Source organism: Sphingopyxis microcysteis (assembly GCF_012274265.1).
Taxonomy (GTDB): Bacteria; Pseudomonadota; Alphaproteobacteria; order Sphingomonadales; family Sphingomonadaceae; genus Sphingopyxis; species Sphingopyxis microcysteis.
On the sequence record NZ_JAANYY010000002.1, the window covers coordinates 770683 to 793951 of the forward strand.

Annotated in this window: 21 protein-coding genes; 7 read left to right on the plus strand and 14 right to left on the minus strand. The window is 63.9% G+C overall.

The window, feature by feature from the left end:
* The first annotated feature begins 116 nt into the window (after positions 1–116).
* A complete protein-coding gene (locus G9408_RS03700; RefSeq protein WP_210423171.1) occupies positions 117–2444 on the plus strand; it encodes a CDC48 family AAA ATPase in 2328 nt (775 codons plus the stop codon).
* Between the two features lie 76 nt (positions 2445–2520).
* On the opposite strand, the gene G9408_RS03705 is transcribed toward G9408_RS03700, so the two are convergent.
* Positions 2521–3840, minus strand: a complete 1320-nt coding sequence (locus G9408_RS03705) for an MFS transporter (RefSeq protein WP_168452734.1) — start codon at positions 3838–3840, stop codon at positions 2521–2523.
* A gap of 151 nt (positions 3841–3991) precedes the next feature.
* Here G9408_RS03705 and G9408_RS03710 point away from each other — a divergent pair, with 151 nt between their 5' ends.
* Positions 3992–4630: a class I SAM-dependent methyltransferase gene (locus tag G9408_RS03710; protein WP_168452735.1), complete on the plus strand. Its 639-nt coding sequence runs from the start codon at positions 3992–3994 to the stop codon at positions 4628–4630.
* On the opposite strand, the gene G9408_RS03715 is transcribed toward G9408_RS03710, so the two are convergent.
* Positions 4627–5823, minus strand: a complete 1197-nt coding sequence (locus G9408_RS03715) for a phospholipase D-like domain-containing protein (RefSeq protein ID WP_168452736.1) — start codon at positions 5821–5823, stop codon at positions 4627–4629. The two genes, G9408_RS03710 and G9408_RS03715, sit on opposite strands and share 4 nt — an antisense overlap.
* Positions 5824–5964: 141 nt before the next feature.
* On the opposite strand from G9408_RS03715, the gene rpoZ reads away from it, so the two are divergent.
* Complete coding sequence (rpoZ, locus tag G9408_RS03720; protein WP_120216404.1) at positions 5965–6309, plus strand: DNA-directed RNA polymerase subunit omega; 345 nt, start codon at positions 5965–5967, stop codon at positions 6307–6309.
* Positions 6310–6544: 235 nt separating this feature from the next.
* Here rpoZ and G9408_RS03725 read toward each other — a convergent pair whose 3' ends face one another.
* From G9408_RS03725 to wecB, 12 genes are all read right to left on the minus strand, one after another.
* Positions 6545–7150, minus strand: a complete 606-nt coding sequence (locus G9408_RS03725) for a DUF3800 domain-containing protein (RefSeq protein WP_168452737.1) — start codon at positions 7148–7150, stop codon at positions 6545–6547.
* 19 nt (positions 7151–7169) lie between these two features.
* Positions 7170–7610, minus strand: a complete 441-nt coding sequence (locus G9408_RS03730) for a hypothetical protein (protein ID WP_168452738.1) — start codon at positions 7608–7610, stop codon at positions 7170–7172.
* Between the two features lie 85 nt (positions 7611–7695).
* A complete protein-coding gene (locus G9408_RS03735) occupies positions 7696–8106 on the minus strand; it encodes a hypothetical protein (RefSeq protein ID WP_235957452.1) in 411 nt (136 codons plus the stop codon).
* Between the two features lie 39 nt (positions 8107–8145).
* Positions 8146–10092, minus strand: a complete 1947-nt coding sequence (gene ftsH, locus G9408_RS03740) for an ATP-dependent zinc metalloprotease FtsH (RefSeq protein ID WP_168452739.1) — start codon at positions 10090–10092, stop codon at positions 8146–8148.
* Positions 10093–10172: 80 nt separating this feature from the next.
* The gene (gene tilS, locus G9408_RS03745; protein WP_168452740.1) at positions 10173–11177 is read right to left on the minus strand and encodes a tRNA lysidine(34) synthetase TilS; all 1005 of its coding nucleotides are present in this window, start codon (positions 11175–11177) and stop codon (positions 10173–10175) included.
* A complete protein-coding gene (locus G9408_RS03750) occupies positions 11131–12075 on the minus strand; it encodes a YbgF trimerization domain-containing protein (protein WP_168452741.1) in 945 nt (314 codons plus the stop codon). The genes tilS and G9408_RS03750 overlap by 47 nt, the downstream gene beginning before the upstream one ends.
* Before the next feature lie 113 nt (positions 12076–12188).
* Positions 12189–13055 carry a helix-turn-helix domain-containing protein gene (locus G9408_RS03755; protein WP_168452742.1) on the minus strand — a complete coding sequence of 289 codons (867 nt, stop codon included), beginning with the start codon at positions 13053–13055 and terminating at the stop codon, positions 12189–12191.
* 540 nt (positions 13056–13595) lie between these two features.
* Positions 13596–14897 carry an ATP-dependent protease ATPase subunit HslU gene (gene hslU / locus G9408_RS03760; RefSeq protein WP_120216397.1) on the minus strand — a complete coding sequence of 434 codons (1302 nt, stop codon included), beginning with the start codon at positions 14895–14897 and terminating at the stop codon, positions 13596–13598.
* Between the two features lie 5 nt (positions 14898–14902).
* Complete coding sequence (gene hslV / locus G9408_RS03765; protein WP_168452743.1) at positions 14903–15469, minus strand: ATP-dependent protease subunit HslV; 567 nt, start codon at positions 15467–15469, stop codon at positions 14903–14905.
* A 54-nt stretch (positions 15470–15523) separates the two neighbouring features.
* Positions 15524–16366 (minus strand): class I mannose-6-phosphate isomerase, encoded by an 843-nt coding sequence (locus G9408_RS03770; protein WP_235957454.1) that lies wholly within the window; start codon positions 16364–16366, stop codon positions 15524–15526.
* A 12-nt stretch (positions 16367–16378) separates the two neighbouring features.
* Positions 16379–17674, minus strand: coding sequence for a UDP-N-acetyl-D-mannosamine dehydrogenase (wecC, locus tag G9408_RS03775; protein WP_168452744.1), 1296 nt, complete (start codon positions 17672–17674; stop codon positions 16379–16381).
* Positions 17661–18782, minus strand: coding sequence for a non-hydrolyzing UDP-N-acetylglucosamine 2-epimerase (wecB, locus tag G9408_RS03780; RefSeq protein WP_168452745.1), 1122 nt, complete (start codon positions 18780–18782; stop codon positions 17661–17663). The genes wecC and wecB overlap by 14 nt, the downstream gene beginning before the upstream one ends.
* A 235-nt stretch (positions 18783–19017) precedes the next feature.
* Between wecB and G9408_RS03785 the strand changes: the two genes are divergently transcribed.
* The 4 genes from G9408_RS03785 to G9408_RS03795 all read left to right on the plus strand — a co-directional run bounded on the left by G9408_RS03785 (position 19018) and on the right by G9408_RS03795 (position 23268).
* Positions 19018–19809: a metallophosphoesterase family protein gene (locus G9408_RS03785; RefSeq protein ID WP_235957455.1), complete on the plus strand. Its 792-nt coding sequence runs from the start codon at positions 19018–19020 to the stop codon at positions 19807–19809.
* Positions 19810–19878: 69 nt separating this feature from the next.
* A complete protein-coding gene (locus G9408_RS16540; protein WP_235957456.1) occupies positions 19879–20253 on the plus strand; it encodes a transposase in 375 nt (124 codons plus the stop codon).
* 94 nt (positions 20254–20347) lie between these two features.
* Complete coding sequence (locus tag G9408_RS16545; protein ID WP_235957457.1) at positions 20348–20596, plus strand: hypothetical protein; 249 nt, start codon at positions 20348–20350, stop codon at positions 20594–20596.
* Positions 20597–20799: 203 nt separating this feature from the next.
* Positions 20800–23268, plus strand: coding sequence for a polysaccharide biosynthesis protein (locus G9408_RS03795; protein ID WP_235957458.1), 2469 nt, complete (start codon positions 20800–20802; stop codon positions 23266–23268).
* The last annotated feature ends 1 nt before the right edge of the window (position 23269 follow it).

A 23269-nucleotide genomic window follows, 5' to 3' on the forward strand; every position in this document is an offset into this window, starting at 1 on the left:
CACAATTTTGTGCAGTGCGTCATAGGATTGCGGGCGCCGCGACGCGGGCGAGGGGTCGCAAATCGGGAACGACCTCCCTATCTTCGGCATTCTGACCTTTTTGAGGGAGACGCGCCTTGGCCGACGCCGCGGTAAAAGAAAAACAGGTGAAACTGCAGGTGGCGAATTCGCGCGCCGAAGAAAGCGGCGGCGGCATAGCGCGCATCCCGCGCGCGGCGATGGCCCAATTGGGCGTGACCGAGGGCGATATCGTCGAGATCAGCGGCAAGCGACAGACCGCCTCGCGCGTCGTCGCCCCCTATGCCGAGGATGAGGGGCTGGAGGTTATCCGCCTCGACGGGTTGCAGCGCGCGAATGCCGGCGCGGGCGCGGGCGATATGGTGGTGCTGAGCCGCGTCGAAGCCCGCCCGGCGACGCGCGTCGTGTTCGCGCCTGCGCAGGAAAATCTGCGTTTGCAGGGATCGGCGAATGCACTGAAGCGCAGCTTTTTCGGGCGCCCGGTGGTGACCGGCGACACCGTTGCGACTGCGGGCCAGCAGCGGCTCGAATCGGGTGATATGCCGCCGCAGCTGCGCCAGATGCTCAATGCGCCCGCCTATGCGCTCGCCGAAGTGCGGTTGGTCGTCGTCTCCGCGGCGCCCAAGGGGGTCGTGTTCATCGACGAAAACACCGAAATCGAACTGCTGCCCGAATATCAGGAGCCGCAGGACGCGCGCCGCACCGATGTCACCTATGACGATCTGGGCGGGCTGGGCGAAACGATCGACCAGCTGCGCGAGATGGTCGAACTGCCGCTACGCTATCCCGAATTGTTCCGCCGCCTGGGCGTCGACCCGCCGCGCGGGGTGCTGCTCCATGGCCCGCCGGGGACCGGCAAGACGCGGCTGGCGCGCGCGGTCGCCAACGAGAGTGAGGCGCAGTTTTTCCTGATCAACGGCCCTGAAATTATGGGTTCGGCCTATGGCGAATCCGAAAAGCGGCTGCGCGATATTTTCGAACAGGCGGCAAAGGCCGCGCCGTCGATCCTGTTCATCGACGAGATCGATTCGATCGCGCCGAAGCGCGGGCAGGTGACGGGCGAGGCCGAAAAACGCCTCGTCGCGCAGTTGCTGACCTTGATGGACGGGTTGGAGCCGCGCACCAACCTGGTCGTCATTGCAGCGACGAATCGCCCCGACGCGATCGACGAGGCGTTGCGCCGTCCGGGCCGCTTCGATCGCGAGATCGTGATCGGGGTTCCCGACGAAAGTGGGCGGCGGGAAATTTTGGGTATCCACACGCGCGGTATGCCGCTGTCGGCCGACGTGGACCTTGCGGAACTCGCGCGCACCACCTTTGGTTTTGTCGGCGCCGACATGGCGTCGCTGACCCGCGAAGCGGCGATCGAGGCGGTGCGGCGAATCATGCCCAAGCTCGACCTCGCAGAAGGGACGATCCCGCCGGAGGTGCTGGAGGAACTGCGCGTCACGCGCGATGATTTCAGCAATGCACTGAAACGCGTGCAGCCGTCCGCTATGCGCGAGGTGATGGTGCAGGCGCCGACGACGCGATGGAGCGACATCGGCGGGCTGGATGCGGCGCGCGAAAAGCTGATCGAAGGGGTCGAGCTGCCGCTCAAGCATCCCGAAGCTTTTCGGCGGCTGGGCATCCGGGCCGCCAAGGGCTTTCTGCTCTACGGCCCGCCCGGGACCGGCAAGACCCTGCTGGCCAAGGCGGCGGCGCGCGAATCCGACGCCAATTTCATCTCGATCAAGTCGTCCGACCTGCTGTCGAAATGGTATGGCGAGAGCGAGCAACAGATTGCGCGGCTGTTTGCACGCGCGCGCGCCGTGGCGCCGACGATCATCTTCATCGACGAGCTCGACAGCTTGGTGCCCGCCCGCGGCAGCGGCACATCGGGCGAGCCGCAGGTGACCGAACGTGTCGTCAACACGATCCTGGCCGAGATGGACGGGATCGAGGAAATGCAGTCGGTGGTCGTCATCGGCGCTACCAATCGCCCGAACCTGATCGATCCTGCCTTGCTGCGACCCGGTCGGCTCGACGAGCTGATCTATGTTTCGGTGCCGGACAAGGACGGGCGCCGCCGCATCCTCGAGATTCAGACCGCCAAGATGCCGCTGGCGGGCGACGTCGATCTGGCGGCGCTGGCGGAGAAGGCCGACCGGTTTACCGGCGCCGATCTGGAAGATCTGACCCGCCGCGCCGGTCTCGCTGCGCTCAAGCGGTCAATCAACAGCGACGCGGTGACGATGGCCGATTTCGAAACGGCGCTGAAGGATACCCGCGCTTCGGTCACCGAGGCGATGGAAAAGGATTATGAAAAGATCCAGGGCGAGATCAAGCAGGCGGCGATGAGCGTCAATCCGATCGGCTTTTTTGCGCCCGGCATGCTCAAGCCGGTGCGCGAGCAGAAACATGCCGACGACGTGGTCAAGGATTAGCGTCGAAGTCAAACCGTAGCCCTGAGGCTGTCGAAGGGCGCTTATCCGAATAGGCGCCATTCGACAGGCCCAAGGGCTACGGCGATTTGGTTTCGGGCTGGTCCAAGCGCAGCGCGGACCAGCCCCACAGCACCAGCCAGCCGCAGAAACCCGCCATCAGCCCATAAGCGACCATGGGGTGCCAGTTATAGAGCAGCACCCCGATCGCCGGGGAGACGATATAGGCCGATCCGTTGATCGACGCGGTCATGCCCGCGACACTCCCTTGATCGCGGCGCGGCACCGATAGCGAGGCGCCTGCCGTAAAGCCGGGGCGGAAAAGCCCGAAGCCTAGCGAGGCGAGCGCGAAGCCGATCACGATGCCGTGCAGATCCTGCGCGACGCCCGTGATGATCAGCCCGCTGGCGCCGAGCGCGGCGCCGATCAGCACCGCGGTACGCGCCGAAGGCTTGAGCAACGGGATCAGGCCCCATTGCGACAACAGCGTGGCAAAGGCGCCAGCCATCAGCACGATGCCGGTCATGGCGGCGCCCTCGTCGGGGCGCGGACGAAGCTCGAGCCGGTCGAGGATCAGAAAGCCGATCACGCCCAGCATCATCGCCTGCGCTTGCCCGCCATAGAGGCCGGCGAGCATCCACGCCCGCACGCGTTTGTCGGTCCAGCGCAGCGGGGTCGGGGCCGGGGCGTCGCTGTCGACCATATCGTCGTCGCTGTCGTTGCTGGCCGATGCGGGCGATCCTGCCGCGGTCGGATAGGCCGCGATCGCGCCACGCGCGGCAAACCTTGGAACATCGTTGGGCAGCCGCCAGCGCAGCATGATGAGCACGATCAGGCCGATCAGCGCAAACACGAGCAGCGGTCCTGACAGCCCGACGAAGGGGAGGATGAACAGCGGTGCGATCGCCGGGCCGATGACCGTTCCCAGTCCGAAAGACGAGGAAACGAGCGACAGCGCCTGCGTGCGCTCCTCCGGATCGGTGCGCGATGCGACATAGGCCTGGACCGCGGGCGGCGCCGCCGAACCCAGCCCGCCGTACAGGCTGCGAAACAGCGCAAAGATGATGAAGGTGGTTCCGGCGGCCAGATAGCCCGCCAGCCCCGCCCACAGCGCCAGCCCGCAAAACGCCATCGACAGCATGAAACCAACGACCCCCAGCGCCATCAGCGCCTTGCGCCCGCGCTGGTCCGACTGACGCGCCCAATAGGGTGCGGTCATCACCCACAGCAGCGCCGACCAGCTGAACGCCAGGCTGACCCACACGTCGGGAATGTGCAATTTGGCGCCAATCGCGGGCAGGATCGACTGCATCGCGGTATTGCCCGCGGCGGCGACCAGCATCACAGCGAACAGCACCGCCATGCGGTCGGCGGGGATCGAGCGCGATAGAGTCGCCATGCCGGAAATCCCCTTTGCTATTCAACCTGCGCAACCCGGCCTTTCCCTACACGCGGGCGCCCCGCTGTCCAGAGTCAAGACAGACTCTTTCCTTGCGCCCGCGCGCTGTTTTTGCCACGCCCACGGCAACCGCAACAACGCGAAAGCCACCATGACCAATCCGCGGGCGCAGGCCCAAGAAACGAAAGCCCCGCTGGCCCGTCGGCTGCGCGAGGGTTTCAAACGCTTTTTCGGGCCGTGGGGCATGTTTGTCCGTGGCTTCATCAAGCATCCGGTCATGGTGGGATCGATCGTGCCGTCGTCGCCGACGCTGATCCGCCACATGCTGCGCCCCGTCGATTGGAAGAACACGAAGCTGTTCGTCGAATATGGCCCCGGGGTCGGCACCTTTTGCCGTCCGGTACTCGAACGCATGGCGGGCGATGCGACGCTGATCGCGATCGACACCAACGAGGATTTCATCGATTATTTGCGGAAGGACATCCGCGACAGCCGCTTTATCGCGGTCCATGGGTCGGCGGCCGAGGTGGAAGAGATCATCGCGGCGCATGGCTTTGACAAGGCGGATTATGTGCTGTCGGGTCTGCCCTTTTCCACTTTGCCCGCGGGTGTCGGCCCGGCCATCGCCGCCGCAACGCATCGCGTGCTGCGCCCCGGCGGAGCCTTTCTTGTCTATCAGTTCCGCGCCCGCGCGCGCGATTTTCTGGCGCCGCACTTCGCCCGCATCGACAATGCGTTCGAATGGGTGAACGTCCCGCCGTGTTTCCTGTTCTGGGGCTGGAAAGACTAAACTTCCAAATCTGGATCGGGATCACCCAGCCCGAAGTTAAGCCGCCGCGACACGGTATAATCCGCGGCACCCACCACGAACCACGCCAACGTCCAGCGTAGCCGGGTCAGCCAGCCTGCGCGCGCTTTGTGCGATGCGCGCGTGATATTTTCGCATTCGGGCTGCTGCGCCGCGATGAAGCCGCGCATTTGCGCCGCAAAACCGGCGTCGGCGACGCGCAGCATCACTTCGACATTCACGAACAGGCTGCGCATGTCGAAATTTGCGGTGCCGATATAGACGACATCGTCGATCACGATCAGCTTCATGTGCAGCTTGCACGGCTGATATTCCCAGATCTGCGCACCCTTGCGCAGCAGATAGCCATAGAGCAGCCGCGAGGCGCCGATCGTCGCGGCATTGTCCGATTTCGCCGCCATGATGAAGCGCGCACGCCCGTCGCGCGCGACCCGGCCCAGTCGCCGCAACATGCCCTGCCCGGGCGAGAAATAGGCCATCGCCATATCGAGCTGCCGCGCGCCGGTGAGGTCGGTGCGCACCGCCCGCGCCCATGGCGACAACCGCTGCGTCGGGCCGCCGACGAGCCAGGTGACCGGCCCGGCCTCGACCGGCCATTCGCGGATCAGGCGGCGCAGCATCAACAGCTTGCCGTCATGGTTCACCGTATAGTCGTGGATCGCCTCGAACCAGGCGACCATCCGCGCTACCGATGGGCCGCGAACCACGATCCCCAGGTCAAACCAGCAATTGTCGGGCTGTGTCCCCAGATACGGCGCGGCGATGTTGAAGCCGCCGGTTATCGCCACCGTCTCGTCGATCAGCAGCAATTTCTGATGATTGCGGATCAAATAGCTCGACCGCCAGCGCCGCGAGAAGAAGGTCACGCTGCCGCCCGCTTCGCGCAGCGGGGTAAAGATGCTGTCGGAAATATCCGACGATCCGAAGCTGTCGATCACCGCGCGGACGCGCACGCCGCGCCGCGCCGCGATGGTCATCGCATCGAGCACCCGCGTTCCGGCGGCGTCATGTTCGAAAATATACATGATGATGTCGATGCTGCGGATCGCACCGTTCAACAGCGTCAGGATATGGTTGAGCCGCTGGTCGCCATCGACGATGACCTCCAGCCGATGGCCCGCGAGGTCGGCGGTCAGCGTGTCGGGATCGCTGGCGGGGCAGGGCGCGTCGCTCATCCTCCGCTCATAGGCGGCGCGACGCGAACCCCGCAAGGCCAGCGCTTTTATTGACAGCGGCGGGCCGTCCTGCTAGCGCGCAGCGCTTGCCGCCACGCCTCCATAAAGGGCTGGCCTCTCCTGTATCTTTAAGGAAACAACATGGCCCGCGTTACCGTCGAGGATTGCGTCGACAAGATTCCCAACCGTTTCGACCTGGTCCTGCTCTCCGCGCACCGCGCGCGCGAGATTTCGGGCGGTTCGGAACTGACCGTTGATCGCGACCGCGACAAGAACCCCGTCGTGGCGCTGCGCGAAATCGCCGAACAGACCGTGCGTCCGAAGGATCTCAAGGAAATGTTGGTTTCGACGCTGCAGAAGGTTGTGATCGACGACGACGATACGCCGGACGAAATCAGCTCGATCAGCCGCTCGGCCGAAGCCCTCCGTCTGACCGCCGCCGCGCCGCCGCGCAGCCCCGCAGGCGGTGGCAGCGACTTTGAATAAGCGCTGCGAATAGCGATACGAAGGGGCCGCGGGAAACTGCGGCCCTTTTTGTTGCGGCCGGGTGTACGGGTGATGTCGGCTATCGACGATAAGCCGCCGCGCAATCCAGTCCCCGTTCGTATCGAGCGAAGTCGAGATACGCGTGGCTTGGCGTGGGCGATCGGCGTGTCTCGACTTCGCTCGACACGAACGGGAATAGGAGACGGTCGGGAATCCACCCCAATTTAGCGCTCATCTAAGCAATCTGCGTCAACTCCGCGACGCGGATCGCCTTTGACGCCAACATGGGATCGATAATCCGCTGGATACGCCGCGCGCGCGGTGAGGCGACGGCGATGTTGAACAGGCTGTTGGCGATCACATCGGCGATCTGCACCCCGTCGCTGCGGCGACTGTCGGCCAGCGAGGCGCGCCCCCACTGGCCAAGCCCCGACTGAATGTCCGCGCGCACCTTCGCAAGGATCGTTGGGTCGTAGCGACCTTCGTCGATGACCACATCGGTGCACACGCCGCCGGTTTCGGGGAGCCAACGCCCGACCGCGAGATCGAGCAGCGCCGCGTAGAGGGCGAGGTCGCTGGGCAATGTTCCGCCCGGATTTTTGGCGAGCGCATCGCGTTTCGCCACCGCGACCCACGCGCGTCCGCCAGCGCGATCGAACAATTCGAGCAGATAGGCCCGCTCGACGATGCTGATCCGGCTGCCTTTCAGTTCCCCGCGCAGTCCCGTGACGCTGCGAAACCGCTCATGGATGTCGGCGGCAGCCTGCGGGGTGAGCATCACCGCGGCAAAGCTCATCGCCCCTGCGTTGAGCCCGCCCGATTCGTCGCAATAGATCGTCACCGGGCAGGTCGCCGTCCGTCTACCGGACGCGCCCGAAGAAAGCGACCGAGCGGCTTTGTCCGGGCGCGATCGCGTCAGGCCATGTCCAGCGGACGTGGGTCACGTCGGCCAGGGTCGCAGGCCGCGGCGCCGCACCTTCGACCGGCACGCTCAGCGCGCCCAGCGGCGCGAACTGCTTGCCGCCATCGACCGAAACGCCAAAGCCCGCCGGGTCGTCCGTGCCGTCGAACAGCAGCGCCGCCGGGATTGGATTGGAGATCACGACACCCGAAGCGGGCTGCGCGCCATTGTTGGTGAAATTGAGCGAGATGCGCACCCGGTCGCCGGGGACGACGACGTCGGGCGTGTGGTAACTTTTGGCGGCGGGCTGGCCATCCGGGCCTGCGACGGATTTTTCTACTTCGACCTTGGTGGTCAGCGCGCTCGTGCCTTGTGCCAGCGCCGGTTGGGCGCCAATCATCAGAAGCCCTGCCGCAGCCCAAATGCCCCACCGTTTTCCCGTCATCGCTGTCTCTCTCCTGATCCGTGTCTGCACCTTTGGCGTATCAGGCGGGGCAGGGATAGCGTTTCTTCATCAGCGCGTCGAAGGCCCAATAAACGCTGATCTTGTTGCGCGCGGCGGCGGGATAGGAACGCAGATGGCTGAGCCACTGATCGGGGGTGAGCGTTCCCGATTCGGGCGGGCAACTGGTCGTTCTGCGTCCGGCGCGGCGGTCGGCGTCGATGCGCGCCTTATAGCGTTTGCCTGCCGCGATCACCTCGCCCTTCAGCTGGTGGCCCTGCGGCGTTGCAAGCGCGAGCGGGCCAAGCCGCTCGAGCGCGTCGGCGCGCACCAGAAAGGCGGCGACGCTCATGTCGCCCGGCGCCATCGCGCACAGCAACGGCGCTGCGAAGAGGACGGGCAAGATGCGCGCGTTTTTCCGGAAGGTCATCCGCCGCAACTTGCCGTCAGCCAATGAATAACCCCTGAATCGACCGCGCCAGGCGCCAAAGGCTTAGGCGCCTTGCGGCTTCGGGTCGCCGAACGGTCCGCGGGGCTTGCGCTTGATCTGCGGCAGCGAACCCGCGTGGCCCGACACCGGCGTACCGCGCTTGTCGGCATCGTCCTCGCGGCCAATGTCTTCACCCTTGATCGCGCGGCGCGATTCGTCGCCCGACAGCGTTTCATATTCGAGCAACGCGGCGGCGAGCAGGTGGAGCTCGTCGAGATGGTCGGTCAGCACCTTGCGCGCTGTCTTTTCGCCTTCCTCGACCAGGCGGCGGACTTCGGCGTCGATCAGCTTGGCGGTTTCTTCCGACATATTCTGCGCGCGCGACACGCTATGGCCCAGGAACACTTCGTCCTGATTATCGCGATAACGCAGCCAGCCGAGCTTTTCCGACATGCCATATTCCATGACCATCGACCGGGCCATGTCGGTCGCCTGCTGAATGTCGTTAGAGGCGCCGGTGTTGAGCTCGTCCTTGCCATAGATCAGCTGTTCGGCGATGCGCCCGCCAAAGCAGAGCGCGAGCCGCGCCTTCATCTGCTTCATGCTCATCGAATAACGATCGCGTTCGGGCAGGTTCCACGTCACGCCCAGCGCGCGGCCGCGCGGTATGATCGTCACCTTGTGCAGCGGATCGCAGCCGTCGACGTGCAGCGAAACCAGCGCGTGACCGGCTTCATGATAGGCGGTCGACTTCTTCTCATCCTCGGTCATCACCATCGAACGCCGTTCGGCGCCCATCATGACCTTGTCCTTGGCCTCTTCAAACTCGTCATTCGCGATCAGGCGCTTGCCCTTGCGCGCCGCGAGCAGCGCCGCTTCGTTGCAAAGATTAGCCAGATCGGCGCCGGAGAAGCCCGGCGTGCCGCGCGCTACGCGGCGCAGATCGACGTCGGGCGCGATCGGCTTCTTGCGCGTGTGGACCTCGAGGATTTTCTGGCGGCCCTCGATGTCGGGGCGCGGGACGACGACCTGGCGGTCGAAACGGCCCGGGCGGAGGAGGGCAGGGTCGAGCACGTCGGGGCGGTTGGTCGCCGCGACGATGATGATGCCTTCATTGGCTTCAAATCCGTCCATTTCGACGAGCAGCTGGTTGAGCGTCTGTTCGCGCTCGTCATTGCCGTTGCCAAGGCCGGCGCCGCGATGACGACCGACCGCGTCGATTTCGTCGATGAACACGATGCACGGCGCGTTGCGCTTCGCCTGTTCGAACATGTCGCGGACGCGGCTGGCGCCGACGCCGACGAACATTTCGACGAAGTCCGAACCCGAAATGGTGAAGAAGGGAACGCCCGCTTCGCCCGCGATCGCGCGGGCGAGCAGCGTCTTGCCGGTGCCGGGCGAACCGACGAGCAGCGCGCCCTTGGGAATCTGGCCGCCAAGGCGCGAAAACTTGCTGGGGTCGCGCAGGAATTCGACGATTTCTTCCAGCTCTTCGCGCGCCTCGTCGATGCCCGCGACGTCGTCAAAGGTCACCTTGCCCTGTTTTTCGGTCAGCATTTTGGCGCGCGACTTGCCAAAGCCCATGGCGCCTGAACCATTGTTTTTCTGAACCTGACGGAACACGAAGAAAGCAATGCCCAGGATCAGGATGAACGGCAGCGACTGGATGAGCATATACATCCAGAAGTTCGGCGCCTCGGTGGCCTTGCCGTCATATTTGACGCCATTGTCGTTGAGCATCTTGAGCAGGTCGGGGTCGCGAACGACATTGGCGGTGAAGCGGTCGCCGTTCGACAGCGTACCGGTCACCTTGTCTTCGGATAGCACGACGTCCTTGACGGCGCCTTCCTCGACCTTTTGGCGGAACTCGGAATAGGCCAGCGCGCTGCCCGCGGGCTGCGCGGCGCCACCGAACATCGAGGCGACGAGGAGCATGGCAAGCAAAATGCCGCTCCAGATCATCACGCTCTTCATCCAGGGGTTGCCCTGCGGTTCCTTGTCGTCCTGCATGCGAGTACTTTCCTAATCGGCGCGGCGCCGCGCCCACTGCCACCAAGATAGGGCGGTAGCGTTAAATGACAATGAGCCAGTCATCCCTTTTTTGGCGGTTTCCGGCGCGGTGCCGCAGAAATACGCCAAATCGTCCCTTCGAAACCGCAAACCGGGTCGATCAGCAGCGCGCCGACCATCGCGCGCTTGCCCTTGTGCATCGCGGCGATCACGCCGTCGAGCGAGGCGCCGCGGATCGCCAATTGCGCCGCATTGGCGCGCAGCCGCAACGCGACGATGCGGCGGAATATCTCGGGCGGGTAGGATTCGTTCCGGATCACCGCGATGTCCGACGCGTCTGGCCAGGATGCGACCAGCCGCTCGACCGCCCAGTCGAGCGCCTCGTCGGCTTCGGCGAGCCAGTCCGCCGATCGCGCCGCGGCGGCGGGATCGAGGATCGTCTGCGACTTCAATGCTTTGCGCAAACGGGCGCGATCGAAGCGGTTGTTGCTGTTCGACGGGTCATCGACAAAGGGCAGGTCATTGTCGAGCGCCAGCGCGACCAGATCGTCGCGTCGCCAGTGGAGCAGGGGCCGCATCACGACGCCGTTGCGTGATCGAATCGCGGCGAGGCCGCCAACGCCGCTGCTGCGGTTCAGCCGCATCACGACCGTTTCCAGCTGATCGTCGGCATGATGCGCGGTCAGGATATGGTCGAGCGCATTGGCGCCCCGCCACTGGTCGAGCAGCTGGTAACGCTCGGCGCGCGCCGCGGCCTGCAACGATCCCTTGATCGGTGCGGTGGGGCGCAGGGTCGAATGGGGGATATGTTCGCGGTTGCAGAAGCTCGCGACCATGCGCGCTTCCTCGTCCGACCCTTTGCGCAGGCCGTGATCGACGGTGGCGGCCCAGACCTGTCCGGGCAGCAGCGTCGCCATCAGCCACAGCAGCGCCATGCTGTCGGGGCCGCCCGACACGGCAATGCCATAATGCAACCGGTGCCATTCGGGCCCGACGAGCGCGCGCAGGTCGCCCGCCAGCCGCTCGGCGCTGTCGCGGTCAGCAGCCTGCTTTTGTTTTTGCGGCGGCTGCATCGGTCCGGACATCCTGTGGCGCCTTGTCGCCATAGACTTCTTCGAGTTCGCGAAACGCCTTGCAGGCGTCGGCCTTGCGGCCGAGCTTGTCGAGCGCGACCCCCATGTACATCAGGCTGTGCGGCGCGCGGGCGCCGCTGGGGCGGTCCTTGTAATTGTTGTAGAAAGCCACCGCCGCAAGGCTGGGCTTGCCTTCATCGAGATAGGCGCGGCCGAGCAGATTCTGGGCAAAGCTAGCGTGGCTGCTGCTGGGCCATTTGGTCACGACCTGCTTCAGCTGCGCCTGCGCCTCGGGATACAGCTTCGCCTCCCACAGCCGATAGCCGTAATCATAGGCGTCTTTGGTTTCGTTTCCGGTCGCGGGGATCTCGACCTTCTTGACCAGCGCCAGGCGCGCCGCGTTGGGCGTCGTTGCCGCCGGTTTTGCGGCAGGCGTCGCGGGCTTCTTCGCGGGCGTGGCGGCGGCGGTCGATGTCGTCGCCGGCGGCTTCACGGTCGGGGCGGGGGAAAGGCTGGCGGGGGTTGCGGCGGGCTCGGGCTCGGCGAAGCGCTTGTCCATCTCCGCCTTGTAAGCTGCGAACCGCTTTTCGAGCTCGCGCAGCTGAAACGCATTCTGCTCGGTCTGGCCGGTCAGCGCCTGGAGCTGGCTTTCCAAGGCATCGACGCGCGCCGTCAGGTCGATCACCGGCGCATTGCTGCGCGCGCGTTCGCCGGGGGTGTTGTCGGGCGCGATCTCGCCTTCGAAAAAGGTCGGGCTGCCGCCGGGGAACACCGAGCGCTGGACCGCCCGCATTTCCTTTTCGAGCCGTTCGACGCGCTTGTCGATCGCGCCGTCCTGCGCCTGCGCGGGCATGGTCGCCGCAAGCGCAAGCGTCGCAGCTCCAAGGAAAGTGATCTGACGCATTTTCATTTGCCGTTCGGCCCCCACCAATTAACCATTTTGTCGTTCATAACGCGGCAAAGTGCGGCAGCGCAAACCCAATTCGGTGCGCGCCGATCGTGCCGACCCAAAAGATGGACGCTTCAGCCCTTGGGAAGCGCGCGGGTCGCGGGCGCCGCGGCGCCGGGCGCGCTGTTCCCTTCGGTGCGCGCCAACAGGTCGGCGGGCTTCAGCGAAACGCCCTTGACCAGCGTATCGGCGGGGCCGATCGCGCCAACGTCGCGGCCACCGACGGTGACCTTCAGCGCTTGCGGAATACTGGTGCGCAGCGTGAATTGCTGAATATATTCGGGCGGCACCTGATAGGTTTCACCCGGATCGAGTGTCCGCCAGTTTTCGGTCTTGCCCGCCGCATCGTCGAACCCGATCCAGACTTCCGAAATGCCGGTCAGCACCACCGGCGCATTGGCCGCGACCGCCGACGGCGCCGTTCCAGCCTTGTTGGCGGGCAACGCGACCACATCGCTCTGCGGTGCTTCGGATTCTTCGGCGGCCCGATTCTGCGCCGCCACCAGCGCTTCGCCGGGTTCGACCGACAGGAACCGCCAAACGCCATAGGCCGACGCGAGGAGCAGGGCGACGATCACCAGCGTCCAGGTCATCCGCGCGGTGGGCAGCCGCGCCGGATCGGTCGGTTCATAGGCTTCGTACAGCGGGCGCGCGCCATAGGCGTCTTCTTCGAGCTCGCGGCGCACCGCGGCCCCGACTTCAGCTTCCGGCAAATCGACGGCGCGGGCATAGGCGCGGGCAAAGCCGGTGACATAAGTACGACCTGGAAGCTCCGAAAAATCGGACTTTTCGATCGCCGACAGATGCCGCTGCGTGATCCGCGTCCGCGTCGCGACATCGGCGAGTGACAATCCCGCCGCTTCCCGCGCCAGCCGAAGCCGATCGCCGGTGCGCGTGATCGCCAGCTCGCCCTGCTCCGGGGCGACATCCTCGTCCGTCATTACTGTCTCCGCGCCGGTCGGTTGCAACCCAGGTCGACCGTGTCGCACCGTTCATCGCATTGACGAGCGGAAAAAGTCAAATGAAGTTCGGCAAACGACCGGCTGAAAAGATGCAGATTTGAGACCGTTGGAGCGAGATGGTGGGTGCGACGCGCGTGGTGCGTCGCTGTTGCATTTGCGATGGTTGAGCAGGATCGGGTTGCCGCGACCGAAAGGGGCAGAAAGTGCCGCATTTGCGGGAACGGCGGCTTTGGGACGGAGAGCTGACGTTCAGTTTTTATCGTCATCCCGGCGAAGGCCGGGATCTCACCCTATCGGTTTTCCGCACCGGCGAGATCCCGGCCTTCGCCGGGATGACGATGTTATAGATCCTCCCTGTGGCGAAGCCATGGGGAGGGGGACCGTTCGCGAAGCGAATGGTGGAGGGGCGGCGGCGGTAGTGCCAATGCCCCTCCGTCAGCGCTCCGCGCCGCCACCTCCCCATCGCTGCGCGACAGGGAGGATCGATGGCAGCTATCGGTCGAAACCAGCCATCACCTCTCAAAGCACATATTTGCTGAGGTCGGTGTCGCCGACGACTTCGGCCAGCTGGCTGTCGACATAGGCGGCATCGACCGTAAGCGTCGTCCCGGCCCGATCTTCGGCGTCAAAGCTGACCTCCTCGACCAACCGTTCCATGATCGTCTGTAGTCGCCGCGCACCGATGTTCTCGACCCGCTCATTGACCTCGGCAGCGAGTTTGGCGACGCGGGCGATGGCATCGTCGGTGAACGACAAGGCCACGTCTTCGGTGCCGAGCAACGCTGCATATTGTTCGGGCAGGCCCGCCTTGGTCTCGCTGAGGATGCGGACGAAATCAGCTTCGGTCAGCGCGTTCAGCTCGACGCGGATCGGCAGGCGGCCCTGCAGTTCGGGCAGCAGGTCGCTCGGCTTGGCGACGTGGAAGGCGCCCGAGGCGATGAACAGGATATGGTCGGTCTTCATCGGACCATATTTGGTGGCGACCGTCGTTCCCTCGATCAGCGGCAGCAGGTCGCGCTGGACGCCCTCGCGGCTGACCGATCCGCCGCGCACGTCGCTGACGGCAATCTTGTCGATTTCATCGAGGAAAACGATGCCGTTGGCCTCAGCATCAGCGAGCGCGATGCGCGCGACGTCATCCTGGTCGAGCCGCTTTTCCTGTTCCTCCTCGATCAGCCGCGTCGCGGCCTCGATCACCTTGAGCTTGCGGCGCTTTTTGGGCGGGCCGCCCATCGCCTTGCCGAGCATCTCGGAGAGGTTGATCATGCTCATCTGCCCGGGCTGGCCCGGCAGCTCGAACGGCATCGACGGCGCGTCGGCGATCTCGATCTCGACCTCGCTGTCGTCGAGATGGCCTTCGCGGATGCGCTGGCGAAAGCTTTGCCGCGTCGCCTCGCTCGCGCCCTTGCCGGTGAGCGCGTCGAGCAGGCGTTCCATCGCGGCTTCCTCGGCGGCGGCGCGTACCGCTTCGCGGCGGCGGTCCTTCTCGAGCCGGACGGCCTCTTCGACGAGGTCGCGCGCGATCTGTTCTACGTCGCGGCCGACATAGCCGACCTCGGTGAATTTGGTCGCCTCGACCTTGATGAAGGGCGCATCGGCGAGCTTGGCCAGACGGCGCGAAATCTCGGTCTTGCCGCAGCCGGTGGGGCCAATCATCAGGATGTTCTTCGGCGTCACTTCGTCGCGCAGGTCAGGCGACAATTGCTGGCGGCGCCAGCGATTGCGCAGCGCCACCGCGACCGCGCGCTTGGCGGCGTTCTGGCCGATGATATGCGTGTCGAGCGCAGCGACGATCGCCTTGGGAGTCAGGTCCTTGTTCATCTGATTTACGCCTGGATTTCGATGGTTTCTTGGGTGAACTGGTCGTTGGTATAGACGCAGATGTCGGCGGCGACCTGCATCGCCTTGCGCACCAGTATCTCGGCATCCTGTTCATAGTCGGCAAGCGCGGTGGCGGCGGCGAGGGCGTAGTTGCCGCCCGAGCCGATCGCGGCGATGCCGCCCTTGGGCTCGAGCACGTCGCCGTTGCCGGTGATGACGAGCGTCACTTCCTTGTCGGCGACGATCATCATCGCTTCCAGATTGCGGAGATATTTGTCGGTGCGCCAGTCCTTGGCGAGCTCGACCGCGGCGCGCAGCAGCTGGCCATTATGGCGTTCGAGCTTGGCTTCGAGACGTTCGAAGAGGGTGAAGGCGTCGGCGGTGGCGCCAGCGAAACCGCCGATGACGCTGCCGTCGTGCAGGCGGCGCACCTTGCGCGCATTGGGCTTCATCACCGTCTGGCCCATCGACACCTGTCCGTCGCCGATCACGACGACCTTGTTGGCGGTGCGGGCGGAAAGAATGGTGGTTCCGTGCCAAGGCGCGGCACTTTGCGCATGAGGATTGGTCATGCGGTGCGATATGGGAGATCGGTCGATGCGCCGCAAGGGGCGAGGGGCAGGCGGTCAGGCAGGCCAGCAGAGGAGCGCGCGGCCGCCGGGTTCGATGCTGATCAGCGAGGGGTCGTCGAGCAATACCGCTTCGCCGAGCGCGACGGCTTCGCCCGCGGCGAAGCAGCCGGCGGACAGGGGGACAAAGGTCAGGTCGGACGTGATGCCGCCGGTCATCGCGGAATCGACCGGCCCCGACAGGTGGAGCACGTGGAAAAAGGGGCCGCTCACCAGCTTGGCGGCGCGCGTCGGATCGACGTGCCGATCGCGCGGATCGGCGGTCGGCGTGAGGCGCGCGACGGCCAGCCCTTCGTCGAGGTGAAGCGCGCGCGGACGGCCATAGTCATACAGGCGATAGGTGCGGTCGACATTCTGCTGCACCTCAACGATCGTCAGGCCGCCGCCGATCGCATGGATCGTTCCCGCGGGGTTATAGACGAAGTCGTCCTTCGCCGCGGCGCGCCAGTCGATCAGATCGACGATCGACCCATCGAGCGCGGCCGCCCGGAGCGCGTCGCGGTCCGCATCATCGGTCAATCCGACACCCAGTCGCGCGTCCGAGTCCGCCGCAAGCACCAGCCAGCATTCATCTTTGCCGCGTGCGAGCCCCGCGGCCTTTGCCGCCGGATCGTCGGGATGAACCTGGATCGACAGGCGTTCGGAGGTGAACAGGAATTTGACCATCAGCGGCGCCGCGTCGCCGTCGGGATGCGCGAACCAGATTTCGCCGATCCGCCGCCCTTCGAAATCACCATATTCGCGGGGGATATCGTCGCGGCCCCACGGCTTTTCGACCACAAGCCGCGCCAGCCGCCGGAGCGATCCGGCGCTGCTTTGAGGACGATGACGGGGCGCCATGTACAAAAGCGGTCAGGCCGCGCGGTGGAGCGGGCTCGCGCCCGACCCGTTCGGCTGGTCGAGCCACAGCCCGCGCGTGTCATAGACGATCTTGTCACCGCGTTCTTCGAGCGGAATCGATTTGAACAGGTCATGGTCAACCAGCACGATCAGCAGGTCGCAATCGGCGAGCGCGCTGTCGAGATCAATGAGCTCGGCGCCGGTGCCAGCAAATTCCATCGGCAGGCCGCGCGCATAGGGTTCGACGATCTTGACCTGCTTGCCAAAGCGCCGGGCAAGCGCGGCGGCGATTTCGACCGCAGGGCTTTCGCGAAAATCGTCGATATTGGGTTTGAAGGCGAGGCCGAGGCAGGCGACGCGCGCCTGCGGGTGCTGCGACACCAGCATTTCGGCGGCGCCGACAACATGCGCGGTCTTGGCGAGGTTGACCTCGCGCGCGGTGCGGATCAGGCGGCTGTGGTCGGGCGCGCCGTGGACGAGGAACCAGGGATCGACCGCGATGCAGTGACCGCCGACGCCGGGCCCGGGCTGGAGGATGTTGACGCGCGGGTGCCGGTTGGCGAGGCGGATCACCTCCCACACGTCGACACCCATTTGTTCAGCCATCATCGACAGTTCGTTGGCAAAGGCGATGTTGACGTCGCGGTAGCTGTTCTCGACCAGCTTGACCATTTCGGCGGCGCGCGCCGAGGTGGTGACGCACGCGCCGCGCACGAACTGGCGATAGAAGGTCATCGCGCGGCGGGCGCAGCGCGGGGTAATGCCGCCGATGCAGCGGTCGTTATCGACCAGCTCGACGAGGATGCGCCCCGGCAGCACGCGTTCGGGACAATAAGCGACGAAGATGTCGGCAGCGCCGGTGCAGGCGCCCGGTACCTTGAGGTCGGGGCGGAGCTCGGCGAGCAGCGCGGCGACCTTTTCGGTCGTGCCGACGGGCGAGGTTGATTCGAGGATGACGAGGTTACCGACTTGCAGCTGGGGCGCGATGGCGCGCGCGGCGGACAGGACATAGGCGATGTCAGGCCGATGCTCGTCGTCATGCGGAGTCGGGACCGCGATGACAAAGACGTCGGCGGGCGCGACCTCGGTCGATGCGACGAGCGCGCCGCGCGAAACCACCCCCTGGACCAAACCGTCGAGATCGACTTCTTCGATATGCACCTTGCCGTTGTTGACGGTGTCGACAACATGCTGGCTGACATCGACGCCAGTGACCTTGCAGCCCGATCGCGCAATCAGCGCCGCAGTCGGCAGGCCAATATAGCCAAGGCCAAGGACGGTGACGGTCTGTTCGCTATCGATGGGCACGCGCAATAATCTCCGCAATTCGTGTCGCCGCCTTGCCGTCGCCAAAGGGATTATGGGCGCGCGCCATGGCGTTATACGCGCCTTCATCGTCCAAAAGGCTGAAAATTTCAGAAATGATGCGATTTTTGTCGGTGCCGACAAGGCGCGCGGTACCCGCCTCGATGCCTTCGGGGCGTTCGGTGGTCTCGCGCATGACGAGCACGGGCTTGCCCAGCGAAGGCGCTTCTTCCTGCACGCCGCCGCTGTCGGTGAGGACGATAGTGCTGAGCGCAAGCAGCCGCACAAAATGCGGATAGTCGAGCGGATCAATCAGCGCGACATTGTCCAGCGCGCCGAGAATGGGCTCCATCGCGCTGCGAACATGCGGGTTCGGGTGCACGGGAAAGATCACCGCGACGTCGGGCCGCGCAGCGATCCCCGCGATGGCATCGGCGATCGCTTTCATCCCGTCGCCGAAATTCTCGCGGCGGTGCGAGGTAACGGCGATGATCCGCTTGCCCGCAAAACGCGCGAGCAGCGGATCGAGCCCGGCGGCAAGCGCGGGTTCTTCATCGATTCGCGCTTTGGTCGCGAGCAGGGCGTCGATCACGGTATTGCCTGTGACGTGAATGCGGTCCGCAGGGACATTCTCGGCACGCAGCGCGGCCGCCGCGGTCTCCGTGGGCGCGAAATGCAGGTCGGCAACCGCGCCGGCAACCTTGCGGTTCACCTCCTCGGGCCAGGGGTGATAAATGTCGCCGCTGCGCAGGCCCGCTTCAACATGGCCAACCGGGATCTTACGGAAATAGGCGGCAAGGGTGGCAGCCATGGTCGTGAGTGTATCGCCATGGACGAGGATACGGTCGGGCCGTTCGGCGTCTAAGGTTTCGCCTATCCCCGTGACGAGGCGGGCGAGTAGCGCGTCGAGCGACTGATTGGGCGTCATGAGGTCCAGATCGAAGTCGGGTACGATTCGTGCGATTTCGAGCACTTGGTCAAGCATTTCGCGGTGCTGCGCAGTCACGCACGCCCGCGCTTTGATGTCTGTCCGCGCGTTAAGCGCGTGGACGACTGGAAACATCTTGATTGCCTCCGGACGCGTCCCGAAGACGTTCATTACCTTGGTCATAACATCCTCCGACACCGTTTGAGCCGTGTCCAGGGCTGGTCGTGGCTAATTGGCGATTAAGCTCCAAAGCTTGCGACACCCTTAAACCGCGACGATCCTGGGCAAAGGCCGACAGTAAGGAGCGCCCTAGCAACCTCCTCGGGACAATGGCATATATTGTCACCTGTCCAAGGCCAGGCTAGGGGTTGCCGCGGACTGGAGGCAACTTCCGACCAGTGCCACTAAAGATTGAAAGTTGGACTTTTCCATGTTTTGGAAGCGTAATAGCAAGCCGGTTTTCGTTGCGGGAAACAGCTTTGCGGTTCCGCAAGGGCGGCGTGTCTACGCTATTGGCGACATTCATGGCCGCGACGACCTGTTCGCCGAACTCATCGAAATGATTCGTTCCGATAATGCCGCTCGCGAGCCTGCTCAGGTCACGCTGATTCTGCTCGGCGACCTTGTTGATCGCGGCCCTAAATCCGCCGAAGTTATCGAACGCGCGATCCGGCTGCGGGAGGAATTTGCGGACACCCGGTTACTGATTGGTAACCACGAAGAGTGTTTTCTTGCGGCGCTGACGGGCGATGTCAGACGACTGCGATACTTTATGCGCATCGGAGGCGAGGCCACAGTCAGGAGCTATTGGGTGGGCGAGACTAGCTTGGAGACTGCTACCTTCGAAGAAGTCGCAGAGCAGCTTTCGGTGATGGTTCCGGAAACACACGTTGAGTTTCTCGGGCAGGGGGAAGATGCTATCGAAATCGGGGACTACGTATTCGTCCATGCCGGAATCCGGCCGGGTGTCGCGCTGGAAAAACAGGCGCTGGCCGATCTGCGCTGGATTCGCGACGACTTCCTTTATGATGAGCGCGATCACGGCGTGATGATCGTGCACGGGCATACGATTCGGGATGATGTTGACGAATGGCCCAACCGGATCGGTATTGATACCGGCGCCTATAAATCCGGGATACTAACTGCGATAGTGATCGAGGGCGACGAACGACGCTATTTGAAGACCAACCCCGCAAAGAGGGCCGACTAGGTCGTGTTGATAAAGGGGATTCTCAATCGCGTAGACTTCTGATTCAAAACTGCTTTTTGAAGAGAAGTCATGGGTCGCGGGGATTTTTCAGACGCGGCGTGGGAACTGATTGAGCCGTTGCTGCCGCCTGAGCGCGGTCGGTGGGCGCGGCTAGCGGGCGATAACCGGCTCTTCTTTAATGGGATGCTTTACGTGCTTCGGGTCGGCCGCCCCTCGCGCGGCAAGCATGAGTGTTATGGCAAATGGAACTCGGTTCATTTGCGCTTCCGTCTGTGGGCTGAACAGGGTGTCTGCGACGCACTGCGGCAGAAACTGGTCGATCTGAGTCTGACTGACGACTGGCAGCACGTGATTGACAGCACCAGGTACGCGGCCGGTCTGGGCAGCGGGCGGAAAAGGGGGCTTGTGCGAACGCTCATGGTCGATCACGCGGCAGTTTTATGAGCAAAATCCACGCCCGCTGCGACAATAAAGGACTGCCTGTCGGCTTCATCCCGACCGGGGGAAGGCTTCCGACCACACCGCTGCCGACCCGCTGATGGCCATCCCCGTCGTCACCCCCAAGGCGCGGCTTGCGGACAAGGGCTGTGGTGATGGCCGCTTCCGGGAAAGCCTCCTGGCCTGGCGTATCCTGCCGATCATCCCGCCACGCTCGAACCGCAAGGTGCCCGAGCATCTCGGCTATCGCCGCCACAAGGACCGCAACCGCGTCGAAAGTATGTTCGGCAAGCTCAAAAAGTATGTTCGGCAAGCTCAAACAGCAACGGCGCACCGCTACACGCCATGACAAACCCTCTCCTTCGAGAGCTTCCTCAGCCTCGCTGCCGCACGGCGATGGCTGACGTGATTTGTCAACACTGCCTAGGCTGATTACGGCTTACCACTGTGTTCCTTATACCAAGTCACAGAGCGCCGAGTACTCTCGTTGATGTTTATCGCTGATTTATAGTCTGTTTTCCGCGGAGCGGCGTCAATGTCGGCGTAGAGTTCATGGAAATCACCCGTCTGTATCGGCAGAAAATGATATTCGGCCCTGCGTCCGCAGGCCTCTTCGATCAGCTTGACCGTACGCTTCGCGATGATGATACCTATGGATCCGGTGATGCATGCAACGAGGATTGCGGTCGTTATGGTTGCTCTGCCTGGTCCTGGGTCGCTGCGGTCGATGAACACATCGGCACAAATGGTCGTGACGCATCTCTAATATTGATACTCTTTTCATGGCGTAAATCCGCGGCGATCTCATTCGCATCATCCTGCGACGTATGGCGAGTGGCGAGCGGGTCTCAATCGCTTGTACGATGGAAATTTGCAGCATCAAGTTCGGCTGCCAAGGAATTGGATTGCGCGATGCTGGCGACGGCTCTAAGGCGCGAGGGCTGTTGTTGCGGCGCGTGCAATTTACTTCGCGCTGAAGCATCTTTTTGGCGAATGGCGGCGGTTCGATGCATTCTAATGCGAGCATTTGTAGTTTCTGATTTCATGGAATTTCAGTCCCTGGAAACACCCGTTCTATTTGCCTCCATCGTTGCGGTCCTGCGGCGGATGGCGGACCTGCCGCGTCGCTTGCGGCGGTTGTTCGCATTCCTGATGGATGCCCTGCTTTGCGTGGGGTCGGCTTGGTGCGCCTATTCAATCCGAACGGGCGAGTGGAATCTGTTCGGTGCTCCTGTCCTCGTCGTAATAGCGGTCGCGCTTCCCGCCTGGTTCCTGATTGCGGTCCCTGCCGGTATCTATCGTTCGATCATCCGGACGGCCGGAGGACGCACGATCGCCGACATCGCGGTCGCATGCCTTTTCCTGTCGCTTGTGATGCTGACGGTCTTCTCGTTTTTGGGGGTCGATGGCGTGCCGCGCACGATCGGCGTCCTGCAGCCGATGATCTTCCTGATGCTTTTGGCAACCAGTCGTGTCGTCATCCGCTACGCTCTTGTCGACGTTCTCCACCTCGTCCATCGTGGACGGCAACAGCGCGTCGCCATTTATGGCGCCGGTCGTGCGGGGCAGCAACTTGGGCTGGCGCTTCGTCATGAAAGCCACCTCGTCCTGACCTGCTATCTGGACGATGACGCGAGCATCGTCGGCGATCGCATCGATGGCATCATGATTCATTCCAGCACGGATGTGGGACGCTGCATCGGCGAACTTGGAATCGACGAAATCCTGCTCGCCTTGCCGAGCGCGACGCGCGCGCGTCGGCGCGAGATCGTGGAACAGCTAAAAAATCATGGGGTTCGGGTTCGATCTTTGCCCAGTATCGGGAACATCATCGGCGGCGAGGTCTCGATCAAGGACCTGATGGAAGTCCGCGTCGAAGACCTTCTCGGCCGTGATCCCGTTCCGCCCGACGAGCGACTGCTGGGCGGTGCGATCGCCGGCAAGGTCGTCCTTGTTTCGGGGGCGGGCGGGTCGATCGGCGCTGAACTGTGCCGACAGGTTTTTGCGCGCGGCCCCAGCTGCCTCGTGCTCGTCGAGCAGTCCGAATTCATGCTCTACACCATCCTGACCGAGCTGGAAGAAAGCGGCGCGGCGGGCGATGATGTGGTGCTGGTTCCGGAACTTGTCGATGTTTCCGACGCGGCCGCCGTCCGGCGCGTGATGCAGAAGCACCGACCGCAAACCGTCTTTCATGCGGCAGCTTACAAGCACGTGCCGCTGGTCGAGGCCAATCCGGTATCGGGTCTGCGGAACAATATATTCGGCACCTATAATTGCTGCATCGAGGCCGAGCGGGTGGGCACCGCGCGGTTCATCCTCGTAAGCACCGACAAGGCGGTCCGGCCGACGAACATCATGGGCGCGTCCAAACGGTTCTGCGAACTCGTCGTGCAGGGAAGGGCGGCGGAAGGCGCGTCCGCCACCGTATTTTCGTCGGTGCGCTTCGGCAATGTCCTGAGCTCCAGCGGTTCGGTCGTTCCGCGCTTCCAGGCGCAGATCAACGCGGGCGGCCCCGTGACTTTGACCCATCGCGACGTGACGCGTTATTTCATGACAATCCCCGAAGCGGCGCAGCTCGTCATGCAGGCTGGCGCAATGGCAAAGGGCGGCGAGGTCTTCGTGCTCGACATGGGGCAGCCGGTGCTGATCATGGATCTCGCCCGATCGATGATCCAGCTGTCGGGATGTTCGGTCCGTGACGACGATAATCCCGACGGCGACATCCTTATCGAAGAGGTCGGATTGCGCCCCGGCGAGAAGATGTACGAAGAGCTTCTGATCGGCGACAATCCCGAACCGACTGATCACAGCCGTATCATGCGGGCCCGGGAAAAGCGGCTGGAATGGAGCGAACTCAAACTATCGCTCGACCGGATCGCTCTCGCGCTCGATGCGGGTGATGCGGAAGCTGCAATGGCTGTGGTGCGTCACGTCGTTCCAGACTATAGCCCGGCGTCCTTGAACTCCGAAGACCGTCCATCGGAACGGGTCGGGGCTGTCGCAGAACCAGGCGGTGATTGAA

Bases quoted from the DNA above. Each gene is read 5' to 3' on its own strand.
- G9408_RS03705 (WP_168452734.1), bottom strand. From the start codon at position 3,840: ATGGCGACTCTATCGCGCTCGATCCCCGCCGACCGCATGGCGGTGCTG.
- ftsH (WP_168452739.1), bottom strand. From the start codon at position 10,092: ATGCAGGACGACAAGGAACCGCAGGGCAACCCCTGGATGAAGAGCGTG.
- rpoZ (WP_120216404.1), top strand. From the start codon at position 5,965: ATGGCCCGCGTTACCGTCGAGGATTGCGTCGACAAGATTCCCAACCGT.
- G9408_RS03730 (WP_168452738.1), bottom strand. From the start codon at position 7,610: ATGATTGGCGCCCAACCGGCGCTGGCACAAGGCACGAGCGCGCTGACC.
- hslU (WP_120216397.1), bottom strand. From the start codon at position 14,897: ATGAACAAGGACCTGACTCCCAAGGCGATCGTCGCTGCGCTCGACACG.
- G9408_RS03770 (WP_235957454.1), bottom strand. From the start codon at position 16,366: ATGGCGCCCCGTCATCGTCCTCAAAGCAGCGCCGGATCGCTCCGGCGG.
- G9408_RS03750 (WP_168452741.1), bottom strand. From the start codon at position 12,075: ATGAAAATGCGTCAGATCACTTTCCTTGGAGCTGCGACGCTTGCGCTT.
- G9408_RS03710 (WP_168452735.1), top strand. From the start codon at position 3,992: ATGACCAATCCGCGGGCGCAGGCCCAAGAAACGAAAGCCCCGCTGGCC.
- G9408_RS03795 (WP_235957458.1), top strand. From the start codon at position 20,800: ATGGAAATCACCCGTCTGTATCGGCAGAAAATGATATTCGGCCCTGCG.
- hslV (WP_168452743.1), bottom strand. From the start codon at position 15,469: ATGACCAATCCTCATGCGCAAAGTGCCGCGCCTTGGCACGGAACCACC.
- G9408_RS03715 (WP_168452736.1), bottom strand. From the start codon at position 5,823: ATGAGCGACGCGCCCTGCCCCGCCAGCGATCCCGACACGCTGACCGCC.
- G9408_RS16545 (WP_235957457.1), top strand. From the start codon at position 20,348: ATGGCCATCCCCGTCGTCACCCCCAAGGCGCGGCTTGCGGACAAGGGC.
- G9408_RS03755 (WP_168452742.1), bottom strand. From the start codon at position 13,055: ATGACGGACGAGGATGTCGCCCCGGAGCAGGGCGAGCTGGCGATCACG.
- wecB (WP_168452745.1), bottom strand. From the start codon at position 18,782: ATGACCAAGGTAATGAACGTCTTCGGGACGCGTCCGGAGGCAATCAAG.
- G9408_RS16540 (WP_235957456.1), top strand. From the start codon at position 19,879: ATGGGTCGCGGGGATTTTTCAGACGCGGCGTGGGAACTGATTGAGCCG.
- tilS (WP_168452740.1), bottom strand. From the start codon at position 11,177: ATGTCCGGACCGATGCAGCCGCCGCAAAAACAAAAGCAGGCTGCTGAC.